This is a genomic window from Variovorax sp. J22G73, from assembly GCF_030317035.1.
Classification (GTDB): domain Bacteria; phylum Pseudomonadota; class Gammaproteobacteria; order Burkholderiales; family Burkholderiaceae_C; genus Variovorax.
Genome location: NZ_JASZYK010000023.1, coordinates 37,384 through 62,004 on the forward strand (window position 1 = coordinate 37,384; position 24,621 = coordinate 62,004).

General features: G+C 69.3%; 30 protein-coding genes. 11 read left to right on the plus strand and 19 right to left on the minus strand.

The window, feature by feature from the left end; translation table 11 throughout:
* Positions 1-162: 162 nt before the first annotated feature.
* Positions 163-471 (plus strand): hypothetical protein, encoded by a 309-nt coding sequence (locus tag QTI51_RS38185; protein WP_132748997.1) that lies wholly within the window; start codon positions 163-165, stop codon positions 469-471.
* An 82-nt stretch (positions 472-553) separates the two neighbouring features.
* On the opposite strand, the gene QTI51_RS38190 is transcribed toward QTI51_RS38185, so the two are convergent.
* The 4 genes from QTI51_RS38190 to QTI51_RS38205 all read right to left on the minus strand — a co-directional run bounded on the left by QTI51_RS38190 (position 554) and on the right by QTI51_RS38205 (position 4,946).
* Positions 554-1,567 carry a Bug family tripartite tricarboxylate transporter substrate binding protein gene (locus QTI51_RS38190; protein WP_116912870.1) on the minus strand — a complete coding sequence of 338 codons (1,014 nt, stop codon included), beginning with the start codon at positions 1,565-1,567 and terminating at the stop codon, positions 554-556.
* 139 nt (positions 1,568-1,706) lie between these two features.
* Complete coding sequence (locus QTI51_RS38195; RefSeq protein WP_116912869.1) at positions 1,707-2,873, minus strand: FAD-dependent oxidoreductase; 1,167 nt, start codon at positions 2,871-2,873, stop codon at positions 1,707-1,709.
* A 25-nt stretch (positions 2,874-2,898) separates the two neighbouring features.
* Positions 2,899-3,834 (minus strand): tryptophan 2,3-dioxygenase, encoded by a 936-nt coding sequence (locus tag QTI51_RS38200; RefSeq protein ID WP_116912921.1) that lies wholly within the window; start codon positions 3,832-3,834, stop codon positions 2,899-2,901.
* Positions 3,835-3,944: 110 nt separating this feature from the next.
* Positions 3,945-4,946 (minus strand): AraC family transcriptional regulator, encoded by a 1,002-nt coding sequence (locus QTI51_RS38205; RefSeq protein WP_116912868.1) that lies wholly within the window; start codon positions 4,944-4,946, stop codon positions 3,945-3,947.
* A 120-nt stretch (positions 4,947-5,066) separates the two neighbouring features.
* Between QTI51_RS38205 and QTI51_RS38210 the strand changes: the two genes are divergently transcribed.
* Positions 5,067-5,543, plus strand: coding sequence for a Fur family transcriptional regulator (locus tag QTI51_RS38210; protein ID WP_116912920.1), 477 nt, complete (start codon positions 5,067-5,069; stop codon positions 5,541-5,543).
* Positions 5,544-5,550: 7 nt separating this feature from the next.
* Here the strand turns inward: QTI51_RS38210 and zigA are convergent, their stop codons facing one another.
* The 4 genes from zigA to QTI51_RS38230 form a co-directional block, all read right to left on the minus strand.
* Positions 5,551-6,744, minus strand: coding sequence for a zinc metallochaperone GTPase ZigA (zigA, locus tag QTI51_RS38215; RefSeq protein ID WP_116912867.1), 1,194 nt, complete (start codon positions 6,742-6,744; stop codon positions 5,551-5,553).
* Between the two features lie 128 nt (positions 6,745-6,872).
* The gene (locus tag QTI51_RS38220) at positions 6,873-7,586 is read right to left on the minus strand and encodes a DUF899 family protein (protein ID WP_116912866.1); all 714 of its coding nucleotides are present in this window, start codon (positions 7,584-7,586) and stop codon (positions 6,873-6,875) included.
* A gap of 189 nt (positions 7,587-7,775) precedes the next feature.
* Entirely contained in the window at positions 7,776-8,681 is a 906-nt protein-coding gene (locus QTI51_RS38225) for an SDR family oxidoreductase (RefSeq protein ID WP_286518373.1), read from the minus strand.
* Positions 8,682-8,737: 56 nt separating this feature from the next.
* The gene (locus tag QTI51_RS38230; RefSeq protein ID WP_286518371.1) at positions 8,738-9,547 is read right to left on the minus strand and encodes a helix-turn-helix domain-containing protein; all 810 of its coding nucleotides are present in this window, start codon (positions 9,545-9,547) and stop codon (positions 8,738-8,740) included.
* A gap of 89 nt (positions 9,548-9,636) precedes the next feature.
* Here QTI51_RS38230 and QTI51_RS38235 point away from each other — a divergent pair, with 89 nt between their 5' ends.
* Positions 9,637-10,335: a glutathione S-transferase gene (locus QTI51_RS38235; protein WP_116912864.1), complete on the plus strand. Its 699-nt coding sequence runs from the start codon at positions 9,637-9,639 to the stop codon at positions 10,333-10,335.
* Here QTI51_RS38235 and QTI51_RS38240 read toward each other — a convergent pair.
* The gene (locus tag QTI51_RS38240) at positions 10,332-11,234 is read right to left on the minus strand and encodes a LysR family transcriptional regulator (RefSeq protein ID WP_116912863.1); all 903 of its coding nucleotides are present in this window, start codon (positions 11,232-11,234) and stop codon (positions 10,332-10,334) included. The two genes, QTI51_RS38235 and QTI51_RS38240, sit on opposite strands and share 4 nt — an antisense overlap.
* Before the next feature lie 172 nt (positions 11,235-11,406).
* On the opposite strand from QTI51_RS38240, the gene QTI51_RS38245 reads away from it, so the two are divergent.
* A complete protein-coding gene (locus tag QTI51_RS38245) occupies positions 11,407-12,756 on the plus strand; it encodes an MFS transporter (protein ID WP_116912862.1) in 1,350 nt (449 codons plus the stop codon).
* Between the two features lie 82 nt (positions 12,757-12,838).
* A complete protein-coding gene (locus QTI51_RS38250) occupies positions 12,839-13,960 on the plus strand; it encodes a M14 family metallopeptidase (protein ID WP_116912861.1) in 1,122 nt (373 codons plus the stop codon).
* A gap of 19 nt (positions 13,961-13,979) precedes the next feature.
* On the opposite strand, the gene QTI51_RS38255 is transcribed toward QTI51_RS38250, so the two are convergent.
* The 3 genes from QTI51_RS38255 to QTI51_RS38265 all read right to left on the minus strand — a co-directional run bounded on the left by QTI51_RS38255 (position 13,980) and on the right by QTI51_RS38265 (position 15,605).
* The gene (locus QTI51_RS38255; RefSeq protein ID WP_116912860.1) at positions 13,980-14,777 is read right to left on the minus strand and encodes an enoyl-CoA hydratase/isomerase family protein; all 798 of its coding nucleotides are present in this window, start codon (positions 14,775-14,777) and stop codon (positions 13,980-13,982) included.
* A gap of 25 nt (positions 14,778-14,802) precedes the next feature.
* Positions 14,803-15,225 carry a hypothetical protein gene (locus QTI51_RS38260; protein ID WP_116912859.1) on the minus strand — a complete coding sequence of 141 codons (423 nt, stop codon included), beginning with the start codon at positions 15,223-15,225 and terminating at the stop codon, positions 14,803-14,805.
* A 101-nt stretch (positions 15,226-15,326) separates the two neighbouring features.
* A complete protein-coding gene (locus tag QTI51_RS38265) occupies positions 15,327-15,605 on the minus strand; it encodes a DUF2164 domain-containing protein (protein ID WP_116912858.1) in 279 nt (92 codons plus the stop codon).
* 97 nt (positions 15,606-15,702) lie between these two features.
* On the opposite strand from QTI51_RS38265, the gene QTI51_RS38270 reads away from it, so the two are divergent.
* Together QTI51_RS38270 and QTI51_RS38275 are read left to right on the plus strand one after the other, a co-directional pair.
* Entirely contained in the window at positions 15,703-16,890 is a 1,188-nt protein-coding gene (locus QTI51_RS38270) for a YncE family protein (RefSeq protein WP_116912857.1), read from the plus strand.
* Positions 16,891-16,918: 28 nt separating this feature from the next.
* Positions 16,919-17,134 carry a hypothetical protein gene (locus tag QTI51_RS38275; protein ID WP_116912856.1) on the plus strand — a complete coding sequence of 72 codons (216 nt, stop codon included), beginning with the start codon at positions 16,919-16,921 and terminating at the stop codon, positions 17,132-17,134.
* 110 nt (positions 17,135-17,244) lie between these two features.
* Here the strand turns inward: QTI51_RS38275 and QTI51_RS38280 are convergent, their stop codons facing one another.
* The 3 genes from QTI51_RS38280 to QTI51_RS38290 all read right to left on the minus strand — a co-directional run bounded on the left by QTI51_RS38280 (position 17,245) and on the right by QTI51_RS38290 (position 19,492).
* Positions 17,245-18,153, minus strand: a complete 909-nt coding sequence (locus tag QTI51_RS38280; RefSeq protein WP_116912855.1) for a DUF808 domain-containing protein — start codon at positions 18,151-18,153, stop codon at positions 17,245-17,247.
* 119 nt (positions 18,154-18,272) lie between these two features.
* Complete coding sequence (locus QTI51_RS38285; protein ID WP_116912854.1) at positions 18,273-18,968, minus strand: PepSY-associated TM helix domain-containing protein; 696 nt, start codon at positions 18,966-18,968, stop codon at positions 18,273-18,275.
* Between the two features lie 5 nt (positions 18,969-18,973).
* Entirely contained in the window at positions 18,974-19,492 is a 519-nt protein-coding gene (locus tag QTI51_RS38290; RefSeq protein ID WP_116912853.1) for a GNAT family N-acetyltransferase, read from the minus strand.
* Between the two features lie 87 nt (positions 19,493-19,579).
* On the opposite strand from QTI51_RS38290, the gene QTI51_RS38295 reads away from it, so the two are divergent.
* Genes QTI51_RS38295 through QTI51_RS38305 form a run of 3 tightly spaced genes read left to right on the plus strand, consistent with a single transcriptional unit; the run spans position 19,580 to position 20,372 of the window.
* The gene (locus QTI51_RS38295) at positions 19,580-19,729 is read left to right on the plus strand and encodes a hypothetical protein (protein ID WP_015866429.1); all 150 of its coding nucleotides are present in this window, start codon (positions 19,580-19,582) and stop codon (positions 19,727-19,729) included.
* Entirely contained in the window at positions 19,726-20,088 is a 363-nt protein-coding gene (locus QTI51_RS38300) for a VF530 family protein (RefSeq protein ID WP_503011591.1), read from the plus strand. The genes QTI51_RS38295 and QTI51_RS38300 overlap by 4 nt, the downstream gene beginning before the upstream one ends.
* On the plus strand, positions 20,085-20,372 hold the full coding sequence (locus QTI51_RS38305) for a 2Fe-2S iron-sulfur cluster-binding protein (protein WP_116912851.1): 288 nt from the start codon (positions 20,085-20,087) through the stop codon (positions 20,370-20,372). Before QTI51_RS38300 ends, QTI51_RS38305 begins: the two co-directional genes overlap by 4 nt.
* Before the next feature lie 9 nt (positions 20,373-20,381).
* On the opposite strand, the gene QTI51_RS38310 is transcribed toward QTI51_RS38305, so the two are convergent.
* Positions 20,382-21,614, minus strand: a complete 1,233-nt coding sequence (locus tag QTI51_RS38310) for an MFS transporter (protein ID WP_116912850.1) — start codon at positions 21,612-21,614, stop codon at positions 20,382-20,384.
* 275 nt (positions 21,615-21,889) lie between these two features.
* On the opposite strand from QTI51_RS38310, the gene QTI51_RS38315 reads away from it, so the two are divergent.
* Positions 21,890-22,594, plus strand: a complete 705-nt coding sequence (locus QTI51_RS38315) for an RluA family pseudouridine synthase (RefSeq protein WP_116912849.1) — start codon at positions 21,890-21,892, stop codon at positions 22,592-22,594.
* Between the two features lie 43 nt (positions 22,595-22,637).
* On the opposite strand, the gene QTI51_RS38320 is transcribed toward QTI51_RS38315, so the two are convergent.
* The 3 genes from QTI51_RS38320 to QTI51_RS38330 form a co-directional block, all read right to left on the minus strand.
* Positions 22,638-23,084: a universal stress protein gene (locus QTI51_RS38320; protein ID WP_116912848.1), complete on the minus strand. Its 447-nt coding sequence runs from the start codon at positions 23,082-23,084 to the stop codon at positions 22,638-22,640.
* Between the two features lie 195 nt (positions 23,085-23,279).
* Positions 23,280-24,035: a 2OG-Fe dioxygenase family protein gene (locus QTI51_RS38325; protein WP_286518357.1), complete on the minus strand. Its 756-nt coding sequence runs from the start codon at positions 24,033-24,035 to the stop codon at positions 23,280-23,282.
* A complete protein-coding gene (locus QTI51_RS38330; protein ID WP_116912846.1) occupies positions 24,032-24,316 on the minus strand; it encodes a DUF427 domain-containing protein in 285 nt (94 codons plus the stop codon). The genes QTI51_RS38325 and QTI51_RS38330 overlap by 4 nt, the downstream gene beginning before the upstream one ends.
* Between the last annotated feature and the right edge of the window lie 305 nt (positions 24,317-24,621).

Genomic DNA, 24,621 nt, shown 5'->3' on the forward strand with positions numbered 1-24,621 from the left:
CCTTAGCGCATCCAGCGCCTGCCAGAGCCGGCGGAGCCCACCCGCGCGCACCGGAGCAGAGCGCGCAAGGGGCATGGAAACGGCCGGTTGGCTGACTTGCGCATCGCCGCGCGCCACCCAACATGGCCCGAAGCACACTTAAAAACACACCAAGGAACCCGCGTGAGCCATTCCCCACCCATGGTCGAGACCAAGCTGGCCGGCGTCGTGCTCGTGTGCGGCGAGTGCGAAGAACGCAAGGACGGCCCCTCGAAACTCAACGCCCGCCAGGTCCGCAAGGAACTCAAGCACGGCCTCTCGCACATGCCGGTGCGCCTGCGCGTGGTGCAGTGCAGCTGCCTGGGCCTGTGCCCGAAAAAGGCGATCGCGCTGGCCGCCGTGGCGCAAGGCCACGCGCCGCTGGCCGCCGAGGTGTGCCGTGAAGACGATGTGGAGGCCTTTGCCAAGGCGGTGGCCAAATCTTTGAAGTGACTCTGAAGTGGCTTTGAAGTGAGGCCGGATGGCGCCGGAATGCTGCGCAGCCGCTCAGCTCGCCAATCTCAGCCCGCCAACGTCACTCGGCCTTGATGCCCACCGCCTTCACGATCTGCGCATAGCGCTCGTACTCCGCCGACACCAGCGTCTGGAACTGGCGCTGCGGATAGCCCGTCGCCTCGATGCCCTGCGCCGCGAGTTCGCTGCGCAGGCCCGGGGTCTGCACGATGCGCCCGGCGTCCGCGGCAATGGCGTCGATCACCGGCTGCGGCGTGCGCGCCGGCGCGAACAGCCCGAACCACGTGCCCGAGCGGTAGCCCTTGTAGCTTTCGGCCACGGTGGGCACCTCGGGCAGCAGCGCGTGGCGCTTCTCGCCGCTGGCGCCCAGCGCCACCAGCCGGCCGCTGCGGATGTGCGGCAGCGCCGGGCCCACGGCGATGAACATCACGTCGACCTGCCCGCCGATCACGTCCTGCATGCCCAGCGGGCCGCCGCGGTAGGGAATGTGGGTCACGTAGATGCCCGCCTTCTGCTTGAGCAGTTCCATGCTCAGCTGCTGCGGGCTGCCGTTGCCGGCCGAGGCGTAGTTGATGCGCCCCGGATGCGCCTTGGCCGCGCGCACGAAGTCGGCCACGGTGCGGAAGCCGGTCTTGGGGTTGGCGACCAGCACGAAATCGATTTGCCCCAGCGACACCACCGGCACCAGGTCGCGCCGCGCGTCGTACGGCAGGCCGGCCTGGATGTTGGGCAGGATGGTGATGGGCCCGTCGGCACCCACCAGCAGCGAATAGCCGTCGGGTTGCGCCTTGGCCAGGCCGTCGGCCGCCAGGATGCCGGCCGCGCCGGCGCGGTTGTCGACCACCACCGGCTGCTTCCATTGCTCCGACAGGCGCTGGCCGAGCAGGCGCGCGAGCACGTCGGGCGAGCTGCCGGGCGTGTTCGCCACCGTGATGTGCACCGCCTTCGAGGGAAAGGCCGCCGCTGACGGCGAGGCAGGTGTCTGCGCCTGTGCCTGCGCTCCCAGGGCGAGCGACACGCCGGCCCACAGCGCCAGGACCGGTTTGAGCAGCTTCAGGGGGGAACGCACGCGCATGGAGAACTTTCGGTTGCAGAAGACAAAGCGCGCGATTCTGTCGCGCCTTGGCCCGCAAGCGAACGACCCATTCGTCAGATGCTTAGGTGTATTCGGGCATATGGCGCAACCGCCACAGCGTCTGTGCCGTCTAAAGCGCCTACAGCGCCTGCAGTGCCCGCAGTTCCCCGTAGAACGCATCCACCTGCCGCTGCGCACCGTCACGCATGGCCGCGTTGCGCCGCGCGCAGCTTGCCGCGTCTTCCAACGCGCCGGCCTCGCCCACCTTGCGCGAGGCGTCCTGCACGAAGCGGCACACCGGAAAGCGGCGCTCGCCGAAGGCGCGCAGCACGGCCTGCGAAATGCCGTGCGAGGACAGCATGTCGGCCAGCACCACCGCGTCTTCCACCGCCATCGCGCCGCCCTGCCCCATGAACGGGGTCGACGCATGCGCCGCATCGCCGATCAGCAGCACCCGCCCCGCATGCCAGGGCAGCGGCGCCTGCACCTCCTCGACGGCCGTGTACAACACTTCGGAGTGCGCGCCCAGCTGCGCCAGAAAGGGCCGCGCCGGGCCGGCGAATTCAGCGAAGCGCTCGCGCATGCGCTCGGGCCAACTTTCCTTCGGGTACCAGCGGCCGGCGGGTTCGCTCACCGTGCCGAAGAGGTACAGCCGATCGTCGCCGATCGGCATGATGCCCAGGCGCTTGCCGACGCCCATCATCATCACCTTCGCGTTCATGTCGCGCGGGCGCTGGTGCACGCTGCGCCACACGCCGAAGCCGGTGTAGCGCGGCACCAGCGCGCCGGCGACGGCCTCGCGCACCTGCGAGCGGATGCCGTCGGCGCCGACCACCAGGTCGAAGCGCTGCTGCGTGCCGTCGGAAAAGCGAATGTCGGCATGCGCGGCATCGCCCGGCGCATCGATGGCCGCGACCGTGGTCGCCAGCCGGATCTCCACGCCCAGCGCACCGAGCCGCGCGGCCAGCACGCGGTGCATTTCAGAGCGCTTGATGCCAACGATGGGCGCCGCGCCGCCGCTGGAGCGCGGATAGAACACATCGACGATGGGCGCGCCCTGGTGGTCGAGGTACACGTTGCGCCCGTCCTCGATGGCAAAGCCCGCCGCCAGGATGCCCGGCAGCACGCCGACCCTGCGCAGCGCCTCCAGCCCGTTGCCGTAGATGAAGATGCCCGAGCTCTGGAAGCGCCATTCGGCCTGCTTCTCGACCAGCGTCACCCGAAGGCCGCGGTCGGCCAGCGCGATGGCGGCGGCGCAGCCCGCAATGCCCGCGCCCACGATCAACACATGTGATGTCTGTTTCATGCCGTGTCCCCGTGTCCTCGCTCGTTCACAGCTGCGTGCGCACCGACCACAGCTCCGGAAAGAAGCGGTGGTCGACCACGCTGCGCAGCCAGCCCACGCCGGCCGAGCCGCCCGTGCCCGGCTTGAAGCCCAGGATGCGCTCGACCGACACGAAGTGCCGCCAGCGGTACTGCGAGAACACGTCGGCGATGTCCATCAGCGCCTCGCCCAGTCGGTACAGCTCGTTCTCGGGCGTCGGGTCGCTGTACACCCACAGCCACGCCGCCTCCACGCCCGCGTTAGGCACATAGGGCGCCGACCAGTCGCGCGCCAGCGCCTCGGGCGGCACGGCGATGTCGCGCCGGTGCAGCAGCGCCAGCACGTCGTCGTACAGGCTGGGGGCGTTCAGCGCGCGCTCCATCTGCGGCCAGACATCGGGGTTATTGGCATGCGCGCGCGCCAGCGCCACCGACTTGTTGCCCAGCAAGAACTCCACATGCCGGTACATGTACGACTGCTGGCCCGAGGCGATGCCCAGCGTGTCGCGGAACTGGTTGAACCCATGCGGCGTGATGGTCGAGAGCACGTCCCAGGTCTTGCCCAGGTACTCCAGCAGCGCACGCACCCGCGGCGCCAGCTGCAAGGCGCCGGCCACGTCGTCTGCTCGAACGCGCGCCTGCATGTTGGCCAGCTCGTAGTGCAAGGCCTTGAAGGTCAGCTCCTTGCAGTGCGTGATGCACAGGAACACCATCTCGTCGTGCCCTTCGCTGCGCATGTGCTGCAGGCTCAGCAGCAGGTCGTTGCGCTGGTGTTCCAGGTAGGGGTTGCTGCGGCCCTCGAAGGCGACCAGCGGCTCGCCGTCGGTGTGCCGCACGGTGGCGGCGCGCTGCGCGTTGTCGCCGGCGGCGACGGGCTTTGCCAGCGACAGCTCGAGCGCGGGGTCGCGAACCTGGGGAATGACTCTTTTGCGGGTGATGGCCATGCGCCCATTGTTCGGCGCGGGCGCGGCGGCCTCAACCTCCGGCACGCCGGATCTGGGCACCGTTCGTCCGCAACGCATGCCTCTTGAACGACGGCGTGATGTGCCCTGTGTCAGCCCGCCCCGTCGCGCCGCGCGTACGCGCTGGGCGTGAGCCCCGTCCAGCGCTGGAAGGCGCGCGAGAACGCCTTCTCCGACGCATAGCCGACCGCCTCCGCCACCTGGTGCAGGCTCAGTTGCCGGTTCTTGAGCTTCTCGGCCGCCAGCGTCATGCGGTAGGAGCCCAGGTAGTGCATGGGCGTGACGCCCACCAGCGCGCGAAAGCGCTCGCTGAAGACGGTGCGCGACAGGTAGCTGGCCTGCGCCAGCGTGGCGACCGACCACGGGTGCGCGGGCCGCTCGTGCATCAGCGCCATGGCGCGCGCGATGGCCTCGTCGTCGAGCCCGCGAAGCTGGCCCAGGGCCGGGCTCGGCGCGTCGCCTTGCCCTTGCGCACCGGCCTGCAGCGGCGTCTGCGGCTGCGCGTAGAGGTGCTCGCACAGGATGTGCACCAGCAGCAGGTCGGCCATGCGCGCCGCCGACAGTTGCCAGCCGGGGCGCTGCGCGGTGGTTTCGTTCACCAGCGACTCCATCGCCTGCGCCAGCGAGGCGGTGGTGGGAATCTGCGCGCGCCGCAGCACGATGAGCGGCGGCAGGCTCGCGATGATCGAGCCCAGCCCCTGTGCCGGCATCCACAGGTGCAGCGAGAACAGCGTGGTCGCGGCACCGCCGCCGCCGTGCGAGAAAACGATGGGGTGGTCGCCGTGCCGGCCGACCGAGTGCGCCTCGATCAGGCTGCGAAACGGCACCTGCGCCAGCCCGGGCGCCGAAGACACCGTGTGCGCCCCGCCCTGCGGCAGCATCGCGATGTCGTGCGGCGCGACTTGCACCGGCTCGCCGCCGTCGACCGCGATCCAGTAAGGCGCCCCGGTGCACATGCGAATCAGCGGGCCGTCCACGCCGCTCGAATGCAGCGCCCAGGGCGCCGACAGCGAGAAGCGCGCCGTCACCGCCCGCTCGGACCTGTACGTGGCCAGCACGTGGCTGAGTGCATCGCCGTCGCGCGCTGTGTGCATGCTGTTCGTGGCGCCCGCGGGCCCCGCTGTTCGAAGGGGGCGATTATCTGGCACGGCAGGCGGGCGATTCGCCGCGGCGCTACCCATGCGGCCCGTGGATGCAACACAATGGCGTTCCGCATGAAGACCTCCACCTCGCACCCGAAGCCCCCTCTGGTCGCCGCCCCATTCGACAGCGAAGCGCTGCTGCGCGACAACGGCCTGCGCGTGACGCGCGCCGCGCAGACGGTGCTCGAACTGCTGGCCCACGCCTCCCAGCCGCTCACGCACGAAGACGTGGCCGCGGCCTACACCACTTCCACCGGCGAGGCGCCCGACCGCGTGACCGTGTACCGCGTGCTCGACCGCCTGGTCGAGGCCGGCCTGTGCGACCGGCGCGTGGGCGCCGACCGGGTCAACCGCTTCTCGCGCCATGTGGAGGCCGCCTCCGGCAACACCTTCGAATGCGACCAGTGCCACAAGGTGCTGGCGCTGCCGTCGGACCCCGAGCTTCCGAAGGTGATGGGCCGGCTGGGCAAGGCGCTGCGCAAGCAGGGCATCGACACCCGCCACACCGCGCTCACCCTGCACGGCACCTGCGGAGAGTGCGCCCGCTAGCCCTGGCTCACACGTTCCAGGACGGGAACGGGTCCTGGAAGTTCTGCCACCACGAAGCGCCGAAGCGCATTTCGTTCTCCGTCAGCAGGCAGGCATCGAGCCGCGCGCGCAGCGCGGCCTCGTCCATGCCGATGCCGATCAGCACCAGCTCCTGGCGCGCGTCGCCCGTGGCCGGGTCCCAGTTCTTCTGGATCAGCGCCAGCGCCTCCTCGTCGGTCGGCCAGTGCTCGCGCGGCACCGCGGCCCACCAGAAGCCGGCCGCCCCATAGCGGCAGGCGCCGCCGGCCTGCGACCAGGTGCCCGCGCGCGTGGCGCGGCTCGCGAGCCAGAAGAAGCCCTTGGAGCGCACCACGCCTTCCCACTCGCTTTGCACCAGCTTCCAGAAACGCATCGGGTGGAACGGAAGCCGCGAGCGGTACACGAAGCTGCGAATGCCGTAGGCCTCGCTCTCGGGCACATGCTCGCCGCGCAGCTCGGCCAGCCAACCCGGCGCCTGCTCGGCCTGCTCGAAATCGAACAGGCCGGTGTCGAGCACGCGGTCGAGCGGCACCCGGCCGAACGCCGACAGCTCGATGCGCGCGCGCGGATTCAGGCTGCGCAGGATGGCCATCAGCCGCTTGCGCTCCCCGGGCGTGACGAGGTCGGTCTTGTTCACCACCAGCACGTCGCAGAACTCGATCTGCTCGATCAGCAGGTCGACCACCGTGCGCGTGTCTTCATCACCCAGCGACTGGCCGCGCTGGCCCAGGCTGTCGGCCGAGCCGTAGTCGCGCAGGAAGTTGAAGGCGTCGACCACCGTCACCATGGTGTCCAGCCGCGCCACGTCGGCCAGGCTCTTGCCGTCTTCGCCCGCGAAGGTGAAGGTCTCGGCCACCGGCAGCGGCTCGGAGATGCCGGTCGACTCGATCACCAGCTGGTCGAAGCGCCCTTCCTTCGCCAGGCGCCGCACCTCGAGCAGCAGGTCTTCGCGCAGCGTGCAGCAGATGCAGCCGTTGCTCATCTCGACCAGCTTTTCCTCGGTGCGTGAGAGCTTGGCGCCGCCGTCGCGCACCAGCGCGGCGTCGATGTTCACCTCGCTCATGTCGTTCACGATGACCGCCACGCGGCGCCCCTCGCGGTTGTGGAGGATGTGGTTCAGCAGCGTGGTCTTTCCGGCACCGAGAAAGCCGGAAAGCACGGTGACGGGGAGGCGGTCGGCCATGGGGGCAGGCTCCATATATGCAACAGGATTGCATTATAGGGAGCATATGCAACACGGTTGCATATTTGAGCGGGCTGGTTTCCCGGGATGCCCTCCTCGTCTTCCCGCCTTCCCGCCCCGGCGTTGCCCTAGTAGCTCAGCTTGGGATACCAGTCCTTGCCCCGCCCCTCGGGCGTCAGGTCGAGCAGGTTCCAGATCGGCATCGGGTCGGGCGCGCCGCGCGGGTCCTGGCCCGCGTCCGCCGTGCCCGGGCCCATCTCGGCGGCCCAGAAGTGGCGCAGCACCTTGCCGTCGCGCCGGAACACGTTGAACGCCGGCACGTCGCCGCTGTCGGGCGTTTCCCCGGCGTAGTCGGCGTTGAAGCTGTTGCCCGCCGATGAATACAGCGGCAGGTGGTGCCAGCCGCGCTCGGCGGCGAAGGCCGTCATGCGTTCGATGGGCGAGGTGGCGATCACCGCGAAGGCCACGCGCTGCAGGATGTCGGGCATTTCCCCGTCGTAGGCGCTCAGCAGCGACGTGCACATGGGGCACGGCCGCTCGCGCTGCGGGCCGAACATCCAGTTGTAGGTGATGAGCGTGGGGTGGCGGCCGAAGAGTTCGGAGAACTTCACCGGGCCGTCAGCGCCCTGGAACACATAGTCTTCGGGCACCTCGCCGCCCGGCGGCAGCGCCCGCCGCATCTCGGCCACGCGCTCGATGCGGCGGCGCAGATCGATTTCTTCCGCGAGCAATTCGGTGCGCGCCTTGCGGTACGCGACGCTCTCGCCCGGAAAGCGAACGGGGCTGGACCTTGCGAGCTGGCTGGCGGACGCAGGGCCGAAGGATTCGGTGGCGGCAGACATGGCGAATCACCTCCTGGAGGGTGGCGGGTGGGTGCAAAGCGAGAACGAGAAGAAACCGAGAAAAAACCGCGAAGCTGAGCGAATGTTGCGCCCGCGCGCGCCGCACCGCCAGTACGCGCTTTTCCCATGTAGCGAGCGAATTTGTCCTACCCGGCCAGCCACCAGCAGCGCCGTCGCAACCCGGGAACGCTACATCTCGAACGCCGGCACCCGCCTGCCATCGACGTCCGTGAAGCCATAAGCCAGCGCCAGGTCGGCCACGCGCAGCACCTCGCCCGTCTTTTCCATCACCTGCGCGTCGCCCGCCAGTGCCGCCACCGCACGCCCCAGGTAGCGCGGCGACTCGGTGCGCGCCAGCGCCGGGCGCTCCTGCCAGTGCGCCTCGTCGGTCTTGTGGCCGGCCAGCACGAACTCGGTGCGCATCCAGCCGGGCGACACGGCCACCGACGCCACGCCATGCGGCCTGAAGTCTTGCGCCATGCCGAAGGCCAGGCGCGTCATCGCGGCCTTGGCGAGGTCGTAGTACAGGTTGCCGCGCAGGTAGCGGTCGCGGTCCCAGAAGGTGGTGGTCACGACCAGTCCCTTTTTCTGCCGCAGCAGCAGCGGCGCGGCGCAGCGGCTGGCGAGCAGGTGGTTGCGCACGCCGCGGTCGAACATGGCCTCCCAGTTGGCCAGCGGGTGCTCCCAGAAGGGCGCGTCGAACACGCCGGTGAAGCTCTCGTGCCCGCCCCAGGCGTTGTTCACGAGCAGGTCGAGCCGGCCGGCCTCCTGCGCGACGCGGTCGAAGAGCGCCGTCACTTCTTCCTCGCGCGTGTGGTCGCACTGCACGGCGATGCCGTGACCGCCGTGGCGCGTGACCTCGTCGGCGGTGTCGTCGATGCTGCCGGGCACCGCGGCCATGTCCGACAGCGCCAGCAACTGCCCGTAGCTGCCGGCGGGCTTCGTGCGCGTGCTGCGCCCGGTGACGTACACGGTGGCGCCGGCCGCGCCCAGTTCGAGCGCAATGCCGCGCCCCGCGCCGCGGCTGGCGCCGGTGACGACGGCCACGCAGTCTTTCAGGGGCGGGGGGGTGTCGTGGTCTTGCATCTTCTTCATCGCTATTTCATGTCCTTCAATGGCATTGGCTGGGAGCGGCCGAAGATAGAACGCCCTCAACCCGCCGTCTTGGAAGAACCCGCAATCGCCCGGCCGAGGAACTCGGTCGGCGTGACGCCGCACAGCGCACGGAACTCGTTGACCAGGTGCGACTGGTCGTAGAAGCCGCCGTCCAGCGCCACCTCGGCCCAGGCCGGCGTCAGGCCGACGTGGGCATGGAACAGCTGCTGCAACCGCCGCTCGCCAACGCCCACGGCGGCGGCCACGTCGCGCAGCCGCTCGCGCCCGTCGGCGGCCGCGATGCGCCGCGCCGCGTGCAGGGCGATGGCACTGCCGGCGGGCTCGCAGCCATCGAGCCGGCGTTGCAGGGCCGTGTGCAGCAGCGCAACGCGCGCCGCGTCGCCGGGCGCCTCGGCCATGCGCTCCAGCAGGCGCGCGCCTTCGCCGTGCCAGAGCGCGTCGAGGTGCAGCGCGCTGCCGCCGATGTCCCCGGCCGGCAGCCCGAGCAGGGCCGCCGCGGCGCCCGGACGCAAGGTGACAGAAATGCCATCGACCTGGCGCCGCATGCGCACCACGACCGGCAAGGCCGAGGCGCCGATGGCCTCCACCGGCTGGCCTTGCCCCTCCCCTTCATCCGCCGTCGGCGCGTCGCCGAAGTTGAAGACCAGCCGGACCGCGCCGTCGGGCAGCACGCGCTCGCGCACCTCGTGGCCGTCCGCGAAGCGCTCGCGGTAGCGCAGGATGTGCGACACATGGCCGCGCAACTCGGCACCCACCGGCAGCGCGCGCAAGGTGCCGGCGGGCACGCTGGACTCCGGCCCGTGCAGCGGGTCGTCGTCGAGTCGCAGGAAGAGGCGTTCGGCCATGGGCTGCGATTGTCTGGAAAAACCCGCGCGGCGGCGAGCGCGCGGCCGTGGCGGAAAATCGGCGGCTCCTCTTGCCGCTGCTTCCTCGAATGTCTGCCGCTCTGCACGTCGCTCTTCCTGTCGCCCTTCCCGTTCTGTATTCGTTTCGCCGTTGCCCCTACGCGATGCGCGCCCGCCTCGCGCTGCTGGCCGGCGAACAGCAATGCGAGCTGCGCGAGGTGGCCCTGCGGCACAAGCCGCCCGAGATGCTCGCGGCCTCGCCCAAGGGCACGGTGCCGGTGCTGCTGACGCCCGAGGGCGAGGTGATCGAGCAGAGCCTGGACGTGATGCTCTGGGCCCTGCGCCGCAACGACCCGCAGCGCTGGCTGCAGCCGACGACCGGCACGCTGGACGACATGCTGGCGCTGGTCGCCACCTGCGACATCGACTTCAAGCCGCAGCTCGACCGCTACAAATACCCGGACCGCCATGCGGACGGCGGCGAGCCGGCGCGCGAGCGTGGCGCGCAGTGGCTGCGCGGCCTCGAAGCAAGGCTGGCGCACTCGCCCCACTCGCCCCACCCGACCCATCACCTGATGGGCGACCACGCCACGCTGGCCGACGCGGCCCTGATGCCCTTCGTGCGCCAGTTCGCGGCGGTCGACGCGGCCTGGTTCGACGCTCAGCCCTGGCCACGGCTTCAGGCGTGGCTGGCGGGCTGGACCGCGTCGGCGCTGTTCGAGCGCGCCATGCACAAGTACGCGCCGTGGAAGACGGGCGATGCGGCCGTGGAATTTCCGCTGGGCTAAGCCCCCATCGCCACCGCCGAAGCCCGCTGGATGCACTCGATGAAGTGCTGCGCCGCCGGCGTCGTCAGCTGCCCCTTGCGGCGCACCACGCACACGTTCAGCATGGGCAGGTGCTCCTCGACATCGACGCGGCGGATGCCGTGCCGCTTGAAGGTCAGCTTGACCAGCGGCTCGACGAACAGCCCGATCAGGTCCATGTGCCCCACCAGCCCCAGCGCCACCGTGACCGACTGGCCCTGGATGATGCGCGAGGGCGGCGGCAGCCCCAGCGGCGTGAACAGCGGCGCCACCGAGTCGCGTCCGCGGTGATCGTCACCCGGCAGGATCCACTCGCCCGCGTACAGGTCGAGCAGCGAGCGCGCGCCGCGCAGCGGATGGCGGTTGCGCATGCCCACCACCAGCTGCACCGGGAACAGCTCCAGCGCCTCGAACTGCGGGTCGAGCGTGCCGGGCACCACGTGCGCCACGGCAAAGTCCAGGTAGCCGTCGCGCAGCCGCGCGAGCATCCAGGGCAGCACGGCCTCGCTGAACTGCACGTCGACCGCGGGCAGGCGCGTGTGAAAGTCCTTGAAGGCGCTGGGCAGCACGGTGAGCGCGAAAGACGCGCTCACGGCCATCGACACCGAGCCCGTGGCGCCGTCGCGAATCTGCGCAATCTCGTCGCGGGCGCGCTGCATGTCGGCCAGCAGCAGCCGCGCGCGCGGCGCAAAGGCCTGGCCGAACTCGGTCAGCCGCACGCCCTTCACGCTGCGCTCCACCAGCGGGGCGCCCACCTCGCGCTCCAGCTCGCGCACGATCTTGGTCACGGCCGGCTGCGAAATGCCCAGCACGCGCGCGGCGGCGCGGATGCTCATCTGCTCGACCACGGCCACGAAGGCGTGCAACTGGTTGGGTTTCATCGGTGCCTTGCGCCGTCATAGGGTTTGAACCATGACAACAAAAAGTTATCTTTCCGCCCCAATTATTGTCTTTTCATGACAGCAGCGAGTCTCTAGCATCCGGCGCGGTCGACGCTTGCCTTTGGCCGGCTCCGACCCTTCCCTCGAAAAAAAGCAAACTCACTGGACAGACATGAGCACCCCAAGCAACCGGCTTTCACCCGCGTCGCCAGCACCCTCGGCTTCGGCGCCCTCCCCTGCACGCCGGCGCCAGACCATCGTGGCCACCACCATCGGCAACGGGCTGGAGTTTTTCGACTTCACGGTCTACGGTTTCCTGGCCCTGGTGATCGGCAAGCTGTTCTTCCCGACCTTCAATTCGTACGGCCAACTGCTGCTGACGGTGGCGAGCTTCGGCGTGGGCTTCATCATGCGGCCGCTGGGCGGCATCGTGATCGGCGCCTATGCCGACCGCGCCGGCCGCAAGAAGGCCATGACGCTCACCATCTTCCTGATGGCGCTGGGCTGCGCGCTGATCGCGTTCACGCCCACCTACGCGGCCATCGGCGTGGCGGCGCCCATCGTCATCGTGCTGGCGCGGCTCATCCAGGGCTTCTCGGCCGGCGGCGAGGTCGGCGCGTCGACCACGCTGCTGGTGGAACACGCCACGCCCGCCAACCGCGGCTACATGGCGAGCTGGCAGTTCGCCAGCCAGGGCCTGGGCGTGCTGATGGGCGCGGTGGTGGTGGGCGTGCTCACCACGGCGCTGTCGCCCGAGGCCATGCTGAGCTGGGGCTGGCGCGTGCCTTTCGTCATCGGCATGCTGATCGCGCCGGTGGGCATGTACATCCGCCGCCACCTGGAAGAGTCGCTGCACATCACGCCGGCCGAGGCCGCGAAGCCGCGCGAGAGCAGCCTGAACATCGTCTGCACGCAGCACGGCAAGACGGTGCTGGCGGCCATTCTGTCGCTGGTGGGTGGCACCACGGCCGCGTACGTGGTCACCTTCTACATGCCGACCTACGCGGTGCGCGAGCTGGGCTTCACGCCGTCGGTGGCGCTGTTCGGCGCGGCGCTTACGGGCCTCATCTCCTTCGCCTTCGCGCCCTTCGTGGGCAAGCTGTCCGACAAGGTGGGCCGCAAGCCGCTCATCGTGTGGAGCCGCATCGGGCTGGCGCTGCTCATCTACCCGGGCTTTCTGTGGCTCAACGCCTCGCCCACGCCCACGGTGCTGTTCGTGGTGCTGGGCGTGTTCAGCTTGGGCCTGGTGGTGCAGACGGTGCCCGGCATCACGATGCTGCCCGAGATGTTTCCCAAGGCGGTGCGCGCGAGCGGCATGTCGCTGGTGTACAGCGTGGGCGTGGCCCTGTTCGGCGGCTTCGCGCCCTTCATCAGCACCTGGCTGCTGAACGCCACCGGCAGCAAGCTCGCGCCGGCCTGGTACCTGGTGGCGATGACCGTGGTCTCGCTGCTCGGCCTGCTCTGGCTGCGCGACCACACGGGCCGCGACATCGATGCGGCGGGCGCGCACGCCAACGGCTGATCGCACGCTGCAGGCCGACTGCATCCGGCGGACCGACCGCCTCCTTCATTTCAAGACATCCAAAGCACAGGAACCCCACGCCATGTCGACCCCATCCAACACATCCACCCACCGCAGCGCCGCCACGCGCCATTTCTCGGGCACCTACGCCGAAGCCCGCGCCAAGTTCCTCGACGCCGCCGCCCAGCGCGGCGCGGCCGTCGAGTCGTTCGTGCACCCGGAGCACCGCGGCGCGCTCGGCGAAGAGTTGGCCACCGACGTGGCGCTCATCGGCGCCATCGACGCGAAGAAGGTGCTGCTCGTCACCTCGGGCACGCACGGCCCCGAAGGCTTCTGCGGCTCGGGCGCGCAGGTGGCCACGCTGAACGACGCCGACCTGCTCGCGCGGCTGCAGCAGGCCGGCGTGGCGCTGCTGCTGGTGCACGCGGTGAACCCGCACGGCTTCTCGCACCTGCACCGCACGAACGAAGACAACATCGACCTGAACCGCAACCACATCGACTTCGGCGCGGCGCTGCCCGTGAACGCGGCCTATGCCGAGGTCGAGCCCCTGGTGCTGCCCGACGCCTGGCCGCCCACGCCCGCCGACGAAGCGGCCGTGCACGCCTACATCGGCAAGCACGGCATGACGGCCTTTCGCGCCGCCGTGACCAAGGGCCAGTACACCTCGCCCGACGGCCTGTTCTACGGCGGCACCGCGCCGTCGTGGAGCAACAAGACCATCCGCGCGATCCTGCGCAAGTACGCCGCCTCGGCCACGCACCTGGGCTGGATCGACGTGCACACCGGCCTGGGCCCCTACGGCCACGGCGAGAAGATCTACCCGGGCCGCAACACGCCCGAAGACCTGGCGCTGGCGCATGAATGGTGGGGCGCCGACGTGTTCGCGCCGTTTGCCGGCGACTCGGCCTCGGCCGACGTGTCGGGCCCGGTGATCTCGACCGCGTACGACGAATGCCCGAACGCGCGCGTCGCGCCCATGGGCCTGGAGTTCGGCACGCTGCCCGACCTGGAAGTGCTCGACCGCCTGCGCGCCGACACCTGGCTGCGCCGCCACCCCGAGGCGCCGGAGTCGCAGAAGCGCGAGATCCGCCAGCGGCTGCGCGACGCGTTCTACTGCGACAACGAAGAGTGGAAGGGCATGGTGCTGGGCCAGACGCGCGTCGTGCTGCTGCAGACGCTGCAAGGCCTGCGCAAGGCCTGACGCGGCAGGCGCGCCGACCTCAACTGAAGTTGGGCGCGCGCCGTTCGCGCAGCGAGGCCACGCCTTCGCGCACGTCGGCGCCGGCGAAGCCCATGAACTCGAGCGCCAGCGAAGCGTCGAAGGTCGGGCCGGCCTGGCGCAGCCAGTTGTTCAGCGCGTACTTGGTCAGGCGAATGGCGCTCTGGCTGCCGGCGGCGAGCCGGTCGGCCACCTCGTAGGCGCGCGGCAGCAGGTCGGCCTCTTCCACCGCCAGCGACACCAGGCCGATGCGCTCGGCCTCCTCGCCGCTCACCGGCTCGCACAGCAGCAGGTGGTACTTGGCCTTGGCCATGCCGCACAGCAGCGGCCACACGATGGCCGCGTGGTCGCCCGCCGCCACGCCCAGGCGGGTGTGGCCGTCGACGATCTTCGCGTTCTTCGTGGCGATCGAAATGTCGGCCAGCAGCCCCGCCACCAGCCCGGCGCCCACGGCCGGGCCGTGCATGGCGCTCACGATGGGCTTGTCGCAGTTGATGAGGTTGTAGACCAGGTCGCGCGCCTCTTTCCACACGCGCTGGCGCACCGCGTCGTCGGTGGTCATGTCCTGCACCATCGCGAGGTCGCCGCCGCCCGAGAAGCCCAGGCCTTCGCCGCGCAGCACGGCGCAGCGCACCGAGTCGTCGGCGGACACGTCGCGCCAGATTTCCGCCAGCTCGCGGTGCCCGTCGTGGCCCGCCGTGGGCAGCTTGCCGTTGGCCGCGCGCATCTGGATGTCGAGCACCGCGCCGTTGGCGCCGCGGCGCGTGATGGCAAGGGTCTGGTAGCGGGCGTAGTCCATGGCGGCGGTGTCTCCAAGAGCGGGTTTATTTTTTCGCGGCCACCTCGCGGCAGCGCTTCACGTTCGCGTCCAGGCGCGGGGCCAGGCCGGGCTCGCATTCGTCGGAAGGCGCGAGCCGGCACATGCCGACCACAGCGTAGTCCATGACGGCGGCGGTGCACATCGGGTAGGCCGCCAGGTCGGGGTTGGCCGTGACCTTGAAGCCCCAGCGCTCCGAGAACTGCACCGTGCGCACCATCGCGCCGTGGAAGAAGCTGCGGTCCTTCGCGGCGATGGCGGCGTCCATGCGAGGCAGCTCCTCGTTCAGGTAGCCGACCGCGTCGAGCGGGAAGTCGGCGGGGTTCTGCTGCGCGATGGCGACGGATGCGGCGAGCACGAGGGGCAAGGCGGCGAGAGTGCGAAGGGCCGCGGCGAGCGCGCGGCGTGGGGGCGTGCGGTGGAGATGCATGGCTTCGAATTCTGCAACGTTTTGAAGCACTTTTGAATGCGCGGCGATGCGTGGAAGCGACGGCGGTGCTTCAGTGGCGCTTCGGTACCGCTTCAGTGGATTCAGCCCTGGCGGCCCTTCTTCTGCCTGTCGTACTTGCGCCAGTACTGGAACTCGTCCTCGTGCACCTCGAGGTCGATCTCGGAGATGCGCGACTGCAGCCGTTCCTGCACCTCGGCCACCGCCTTGTTGTAGACCAGCGGCCCCACCTCTTCCAGGAAGAAGCCAAGCAACGCGCCCGCCGCGATGTTGCCGATGGGCTCTTCCATGTTCTCGCGGAAGTAGCGTTCGATGGAGGTGATGGCCAGCTGGCGCGCTTCCTTCGATATCTCGATGCTCATGACAGGGGTTCCGGTGATGGAGTCGGACGATTGTGCGGTTCGCGCGGTTCGCCCATTCGCTACCATGCGCCCCACAACAACACCGGAGACAGACACCATGGCATTCCGCCCCGCCGCGCTCGCGGCCCTTGCGCTGGCCACCCTGGCAGGCTGCACCTCGATGACGCCCACCGTCCCCCAGCGCCAGCTGATGCTGGTCGCCAACGACGAGAAGCAATCGTGGAACGACGCCGGCGCCGTCATCCTCTCGCCCATGGGGCGCGACACGGTGCAGGTGCTCGACATCGGCACCGACCCGCTCGCGCCCAGGGTGCTGGGCACGCTGCAGCTGGACAACACCATCGCCGGCCCGCCCACCAACCTGGCGATCACGCCCGGCGAGACGCTGGCGCTGGTCGCCAACTCGCTCAACGTGGTCGAGGAGAACGGCGTGCGCAAGCAGGTGCCCGACAACCGCCTGTTCGTCATCGACCTGACCACCACGCCGCCCAAGCTGCTCGACACCCTGCAGGTGGGCAAGCAGCCCTCGGGCCTGTCGATCAACCGCGCAGGCAACCTGGCGCTGGTGGCCAACCGCGCCGACAACTCGGTGAGCGTGCTGCGCATCGCGGGCAAGCAGGTGACGCTGGTCGACACCGTGGCCATGGGCGAGTCGGTGGCGCACGTGCGCTTCACGCCCGACGGCAAGCGCGCGCTGGCGGCCAAGTTCACCAGCCACAAGATCGCCCTGCTCGAGGTCAACGGCGAGAAGGTCAGCTACAACAAGGTCGACCTGGCCGCGGGCCTGTGGCCCTACAACGTCGACGTGACGCCCGACGGCAAGCTGGCGCTCACGGCCGACAACGGCAACGCGGGCGCCTCCGACGGGCAGGTCGACACCGTGAGCGTGATCGACATGGAGGCCGCGCCGCCGCGCGTGGTCGACAAGGTGGTGGTCGGCGACGGCCCCGAAGGCCTGGCCGTGAGCCCGACCGGCAGGCATGCGGTGGCCGTGATATTGCGCGGCAGCAACTCGGCGAAGAACGCCTACTTCTACAACCGCAACGGCTCGGTGGTGCTGCTGAAGATCGACGGCAAGAAGGTCACGCGCGCCAACGAGGTGGTGGTGCGCGGCCTGCCCGAGGGCGCGGTGTGGAGCGCCGACGGCAAGTACCTGTACGTGGGCAACTTCATCGACCAGGACATCACCATCCTGCGGCTAGACGGCGACACGCTGGTGCCCACGGGCAAGTCGTTTCCGCTGCAGGGTCATCCGGCCGCGATGCGCGGGACAATGACGCACTGATCCACCCTCCCCCGAACGAAGACAAGCCATGGCGCAACCCAAACGACAACTCCGCACGCTCGAACGCGGCATCCTCTGCCTGGTGATCGGCGCCGCCGTTCTGCTGGGCCCGCGCTTCCTGCAGGGCACGCGCTGGTTCGAGATGGTCGCGGGGGCCTACCTGGTGGGCTGGTTCGCGCTGGTGCTGGGTGCGGTGCTGGTCGTGGGCGAGCTGATCAAGCGGGCCAGGCAGCCACGCTCATAACGAAAAAACAACGACAAAACCCGCCTCTCGGCGGGTTTTTAGCAAAGGAAGCAGCTCGGCTCCCTGGCAGTGACGGGCTAGGGCGTTGCGCCCCAGGCCCTGCGGACTTTTCAGGCCTTCTTCTTGCGCATCTTGCCGACCAGCTCCACCACCGCCAGCACGATGGCGCCGGCCACCAGGCCCACGCCGGCGTTCACGCCCATCGAGCCGAGCGTGCCGAACACGCCGCCCGTGGCCTTGGCCCAGTCTTCCACCGCATGGCCCAGCGCCGGCACGCCGTGCACCAGGATGCCGCCGCCCACCAGGAACATGGCCGCCGTGCCCGCCACCGACAGCGCCTTCATGAGCCACGGTGCCGCCCACAGGATGCCGCGGCCCAGGGCCTGCGCGCCGGCGCTCGCGCGCTGGCTCAGGTAGAGGCCCGCGTCGTCGAGCTTCACGATGCCGGCCACCAGGCCATACACGCCGATGGTCATGATCAGCGCAATGCCCACCAGCACGCTCAGCTGCGTCGTGAAGGGCTGGCCCTGCACGGTGCCCAGCGTGATGGCGATGATTTCGGCCGAGAGAATGAAGTCGGTGCGCACGGCGCCCTTGATCTTGTCTTTCTCCATGGCCACCACGTCGACCGCGGCGTCGGCCACGGCTTTCTCGTGGCGCGTGGTGTCGGCGTCGTGTTCGTCCTTGTGCAGGAACTTGTGCGCGAGCTTCTCGGTGCCTTCGAAGCAGAGGAATGCGCCGCCCACCATCAAAAGCGGCGTCACCAGCCAGGGCAGCCAGGTGCCGATGGCCAGCGCGGCCGGCACCAGGATGGCCTTGTTGATGAACGAGCCCTTGCACACGGCCCACACCACCGGAATTTCGCGCTCGGCCCGCACGCCGGACACCTGCTGCGCATTGAGCGCCAGGTCGTCGCCCAGCACGCCGGCCGTTTTCTTGGCGGCCACCTTGGTGAGGATCGACACGTCGTCGAGAACGGTCGCTATGTCGTCGAGCAGCAGGAGCAGGCTGGTGGCCATGGGCAATGCGGGGGGTTGAAAAGAAGCGGCGAGCTTAGCCGCAGCCGCCGCCCCGCCCCTTCAATACCCGTACGCAACCGACCCGAAGCAGGCCGCAATGCGCACTTGCGGCCGGTGAATCAGAGCGCGCTGAGCGCCAGCCCCAGCACCGCGGCGAGCGAAGCGCCGAACAGCACAAGCCCCACGCGGCGGCGGCGGTGCGTGAGCATCCACAGCGCCACGCCCGAGAGCGACAGGAAGATCAGGCTACCGGCGAGCGTGTCGACCAGCAGGATCCACGGCAGCGGCATGCCGCCGCCCTTGTGCATGTTGGTGAGCGTGGCGACGAAGCCGTTGTGCGTGGTGGTCACGCCCACCGAACGGTTGCCGTGCCAGTACTCGGCCTGCACGATCTCGTTCGGGCCGCCGAAATTGAAGACCCAGTGGGCCGGCTGCGTGAGTGCGGGGGCGCCCTTGTCGCTCTTGTCGGCCCAGGCCACCGGCTTGGCCGGCTCGATGCGGCTCGAATTGGGCGGGCCGCTCATGCGCAGCGCGTCTTGCAGCCAGCGGCTCATGGCCTCGGGCGTCTCGGGCACGGGCTCGGGCAGCGCCAGTTGCGCGCGGGTGCGCTCCTGGGCCTGCGGCAGCTTCAACACGTTGCGGTGGTTGAGCCAGATGCCGCTGAACCCGAACAGCAAGCCCAGAACCGCGCCCCACAGGCCGAACCAGCCGTGGGTGCGGCGAATCCACTGCACGAGGGTGGTGCGGCGCTGGTGGGCCCGCACGCGCGCGGCGTGGCCGGTGGTGCTTTCGCCAGTGCTGCTGTCGGGGCTCATGAACTTCAGGCGACGCTGCGCTTCAGTCGGATTTCCTCGACGCGCACGGAGCCCATGGCGGTCGTCTTGGCGGTCTTCATCTCGCGCTTGAAGCCGGCGAGTTCATGAAAGCGCAGGGCGCGGTCGTTGCGAATGGGCACCCACACGGTCACGGTGGTGCAGCCTTCTTCTTCCAGGCCTTCGCGGGCGGCGTCCCACAGGGCCACGCCCACGCCCTTGTCCCAGTGCTCGGGCTTGACGTAGATGGCCCAGATCTCGCCCGTGGTGGGCGGCGTCTTGGGGTCGCGCGAGCGGTCGTAGCCCACGAAACCGACGATTTCGCTGCCCAGCACGGCCACGCGGACCTGCGGTTCGCTGTATTCGATGGCTTCGCGCCACTTGGCCTCGCGCGAGGCCGGGGCCAGCACGGGCAGTTCTTCTTCGGGGAGGATGCCTTGGTAGGCGGCCTTGGCGGCCAGGGCATGGACTTCTGCGACGGCCTTGGCGTCGCGCAGGGTAGCGGGGCGAACTTCGTAATCTGACATGAATGCGGGGAATCGGATGGAACCGCGTATTGTCGCTGCACCGCTAAACTGCCTGCTGTATCCGTCGTAACAACAGGAGAAATCGACATGGCCAAAGGTCAGCAACGCGCCAACAAGGAAGCGAAGAAACCGAAGAAGGACACTTCGCCACCCAAGCCCGTGGGCACCGGCGGCATCGAGCCGGTGCGCACGATCACCACCGCGGTCATTCCGCGCGGCAAGCTCAAGAACAAGTGACCGGCGACGCGCCAGCACCGGCCCCGGCGACCCCTGATGCCAATGCGGCCGCCGCGGCCCCCGCGGTCCCGGCTGCCAGGAAAGTCCAGCCGCGCAACCCGCTGCACGGGCTCACGCTGGAGGCCATCGTCACCACGCTGGCCGACTACTACGGATGGGAGCACCTGAGCGAGCTCGTTCCCATCCGTTGCTTTGCCATCGACCCGAGCGTGGGCTCCAGCCTGAAATTCCTGCGCAAGACGCCGTGGGCGCGCGAGAAAGTCGAGAGCCTCTATCTGTTCATGCTGCGCGAGCAACGCCGAGAACAACAGAAAGAACAGCAGCAACCGAAGCCGCCAGACATTCCACCCCAGCCATGAAGGTTCGACTCTCGCCGTCGGGCCTCGCGTTCGACACCGAGGCAGGCACCACCTTGCTGAACGCCGCCGAAGCCAGCGGCATCGAACTGCCCGCCTCGTGCCGCAACGGCACCTGCCGCACCTGCATCTGCAAGCGGCTGTCGGGCGAAAGCCGCCACACCATCCAATGGCCCGGGCTGAGCGCCGACGAAAAAGACGAGGGCTGGATCCTGCCCTGCGTGGCCGAGGCCGTGAGCGACCTGTCGCTCGAGGTGCCGGGCGCGCGCTCTCTCTTCGCCGACTAGGTTTTCAGACTAGGGCCGCGCAGCCGGTACCGTGGGCACCGCCACCGGCATGCCCGCCACCGCAGGCACCGCCACCACCAGGCGGTCGCGCTGCGCCAGCGAGGGAAACAGCTTGAACCAGGTGATGGCGACCAGCATCGTGCCCACGCCGCCCACCACCACCGAGCCGACCGGCCCCAGCAGCGCCGCCGTGGCGCCCGACTCGAACTCGCCCAGCTGGTTGCTCGCGCCGATGAAGATCGAGTTCACCGCGCTCACCCGCCCGCGCATGCCGTCGGGTGTTTCCAGCTGCACCAGCGTCTGGCGGATCACCACGTTGACCATGTCGGCGCCGCCCGAGACCGCCAGCGCGATGAGCGACACGATGAAGCTCTTCGAAATGCCGAACACCACCATGCACAGCCCGAACAGCGCAATGGCCATCAGCAGCGTGCGGCCCACGTGGCGCTCCACCGGCCGGCGCGTGAGCGCGATGGACATCACCAGCGCGCCCACAGCCGGAGCGCCGCGCAGCAGGCCGAGGCCCCAGGGGCCGGTGTGCAGGATGTCCTTGGCGTAGATGGGCAGCAGCGCCACCGCGCCGCCCAGCAACACCGCGAACAGGTCGAGCGAGACCGCGCCCAGCACGGGCTTGCGCTTCCAGATGAAATCGACGCCCGCGAACACCGTGGCCAGCGTGACCGGCTCGCGCGCGGCGGGCGTGTAGGCGTAGCGCAGCCGCAGTACCAGTGCGCAGGCCAGCGCGAAGCACACCACGCTGGCCCCGTAGACCACCGCCATGCCCGCCACGAACAGCAGCCCGCCCAGGGCCGGCCCGCCGATGATGGCACCCTGCATGCCGGCCGAGCTGAAGGCCATGGCGCGCGACAGCATGGTCGGCGGCACCAGCAGCGGCGTCAGGGCCTGCTGCGCGGGCATCTGGAAGGCGCGCACCGCGCCCAGCACCAGCGACAGGCCCAGCAGCAGGCCGCGCGTGTCGTGTTTTTCCAGCACCGCCAGGAGCAGCGCCAGCGCCACCAGCCCCTGCACCGCGAAGCAGGCCGCCACGATGCGGCCCCGGTGGTGGCGGTCGACGATGTGCCCGGCCAGCAGCGCCAGCAACAGCGCGGGCACGAACTGGTAGAGCCCAACCAGGCCCAGGTCCCAGGCGCTGCCGGTCAGGTCGTACATGTGCCAGCCGATGGCCACCAGCAGCATCTGCGAGGCGGCGGTGCCGAACAGGCGCGCCGTCCACATCTGCATGAACGGGCGTTCGCGCGTCAGGTCCGAGAAGCTGGGGGGAGAGGCTGTGCCCGCGGCCGGAACGGCGGGGGCATCGGGAGAATCGGGAGACTCGGGAGAAGGGGTGGAAGCGGGAGCGGGGCCGGACATTCGTTCGAGGATAGCCGAGGCTTCGTGAGCGGGTCGTGAGGGCGCCCCAACGGCCCTGCACGGCGCTTTGTGGCGCGCGACGGCCTTCCTGGACACTCAAGGAGGCACCCGAGGCTTCAGCGGGCGTCTCTACACTCGACGCCTCCATGACCACGCCGCCGCCCTTCCCTGCCGCTGAACCCGTCGCTGAACCCGCCGTCGAACCTGCCATCGATGTCTTGCACGAGGATCCGTTCCTGCTGGTGCTCGACAAGCCCGCCGGCCTGCTCTGCGTGCCCGGCCGCGGCGAGGACAAGCAGGACTGCCTGAGCGCGCGCGCCATGCGGCGCTGGCCCGACGCGCTCATCGTGCACCGGCTCGACATGGGCACCAGCGGCCTGGTGGTGATGGCGCGCGGCATCGAGATGCAGCGCGCACTGAGCGCGGCCTTTGCCGAGCGCCGCGTGCACAAGCGCTACGAAGCCATCGTCGATGGCACGATGCCGATGCGGGACGACTGGTGTTCGATCGATGCGCCGCTCGCGGCCGACTGGCCTCGCCGCCCGCTGCAGAAGGTCGACCCCACGGGCAAGCCGAGCCTCACGCGGTGGAAGGCGGTGTCTTCGTCTTCAGACCAGGGGGGCGCTTCGACGCATGTGCTGCTGGAGCCATTGACGGGACGGTCGCACCAGCTGCGCGTGCACCTGCTGTCGATCGGCCATCCCATCCTGGGCGATGCCTTGTACGGCGACGCCGCCCTGCAGGCACGCGCACCGAGGCTGCTGTTGCATGCGAGCGAACTGGGTTTCGTGCACCCGGTGACGCAGCAGGCGCTTCGGTTGCGAAGGGCGCCTGATTTCGTGCCTGCTTGAGCGTCGACTCCGGCTCTTTTGCTCGACTTCGTTTTTCCGGCTTTTAGTACAAGCCGCCCTTGACCACCAGCACCGGCATGTTCGCGTCCTGCAGCACGCGCTGCGTCACGCTGCCCAGCAGCAACTTCTCGATGCCGCTGCGGCCGTGCGAGCCCATCACAATCAGGTCGGCCGCGATGGCGATGGCCGTGTCGACGATGCCTTCGTGCACCACATGGCCGTCGATGACGCGCTGGTCGCTGTGCAGGCCTTCGGCCGCCAGGGCCGCCACGCCGCGTGCGAGCGCCGCGTTGGCGCTGGCCGTGGCGGCGGCGAGGTATTCGTTCTGGCCGAGCGCGTAGTCCGCGCCCACGCCGATGAAGGGGTAGTTGTCGATCACGTGAATCAGCGTGATGCGGCTTCCGAAGGCCAATGCGAGGCCGCTGGCCTTGCTGACGGCGAGCATGGAAGTTTCGGAGCCGTCGATCGGAACCAGGATGTGATTGAACATGGCGGGACCTCGCTTTCGTTCGCAGACAGACACGGTCCCTGAAGAAGACACAAGGGACCGGGACTCGAATTTAACCTCTGTTGCATGACGGGCCTGTAGGACTCCGGCCAGCAACGGCACAGCGCTTTGCGCGAGCGCCTTTTGCGTGTGCGCTCCACAGCCTTTCACACGCTTTTGACACGCTTTCGCGCGGGTTCAGTCCCCCTGGAAACCCTTGGCGCGGCAGGTGATGACCAACGTGTCGCGCCAGCCTTCGCCGCCCTCTTCGAGCGGCTGGATGGGCGTGGACTCGTGGATCACGCGTGCGTCGTCGAGCACCAGCAGGCTCCACGGCTCGGTCATGGTGAAGCGCTCGCCGCGGCGGCCGTTGGCCTCGAACACGCGCGTCTCGCCGCCCTTGATGCCGTGCCGCCCGACCAGCGCCACCGCCACCAGGTCCACACCGTCGCGGTGCGCGCCTTCGGGCGTCGGCCGGCCGATGCCGCCGGCCGTGTCGATGCGGAACTGGTGTGCTTCCACGTACCAGCGCTGCGGCGCGCCGCGCATGTCGCTGCTGGCCTTGCCGAGCTGCTGCAGCAGGCGCTGCCAGACCGGTTGCGCCACCGTGTCTTCGAGCATGGGCGCGAACCAGCGCTGCATGCCACCGTGCAGCGCGTTGTATTCCACCGGCTGCCAGTGCGCGCGGTGCGGCACCTGCGCCAGCGTGGCGTGGTCGTCGGACTCGACCGTGAAGCACGCGTGGCGCCGCGTGCGGTAACGCCCGCCGTCCTTCAGGTATTCGTCGGGCGGGAGCGCGTTCCAGTCGGCGTGCAGTGCCTCGAGCTGCGCCAGCGGCACGCCCAGCCATTCGCTGACACCCTGCGGGCTCAGCACCGCGTAGCCCTGCTCGCGCAGCGCGGCGGGCAGTTCGGCGGGGGCGATGAACGGGGGAGTGAAAGCGGCCGTGGTCACTGTGCGCTGACCTTCACGTCCTTCCAGAACGCCACGCGGTCGCGGATTTCTTCAGCTTCGGGCTTGGGGTCGGCGTAATACCAGGCGGCGTCGGTGTTGAGCTCGCCGTTGACCAGCAGCGAGTAGTAGCTCGCGGTGCCTTTCCAGGGGCAGGTGGTCTTGTGGTTGCTGAAGGTCACGTGATCGCGATGGAGCGAACTCATCGGGAAATAGTGGTTGCCTTCGACAAGCACGGTGTCGTCGCTTTCGGCGATGGTGACGCCGTTCCAGGTTGCTTTCATGATCTTGGTCTCCAGAGGGAGGGTTGCGGGCGCTGGCCGTTGCGCTGCCGCACGGGGCGGGGGGTATTGTGCCGCTGCTGCGGCGGCGGTCGTCTTGCTGATCGTATCGGCCTTATATGGGGGGTTGTTTTCCGGGGCCGGGTCTCGCCCCGGCGGGCGATCTACTTTCTTTTGCTTCGCCAAAAGAAAGTAGCGGCGGCCTCAAATCCCAAGTGCAACGATGGGTTGGATATCGACATTCTGGTTGAAACAGTCTTCGAAGAGGACTTGCGCCGGAGTGCGGAACCCCAAGGTCTTGCGTGGGC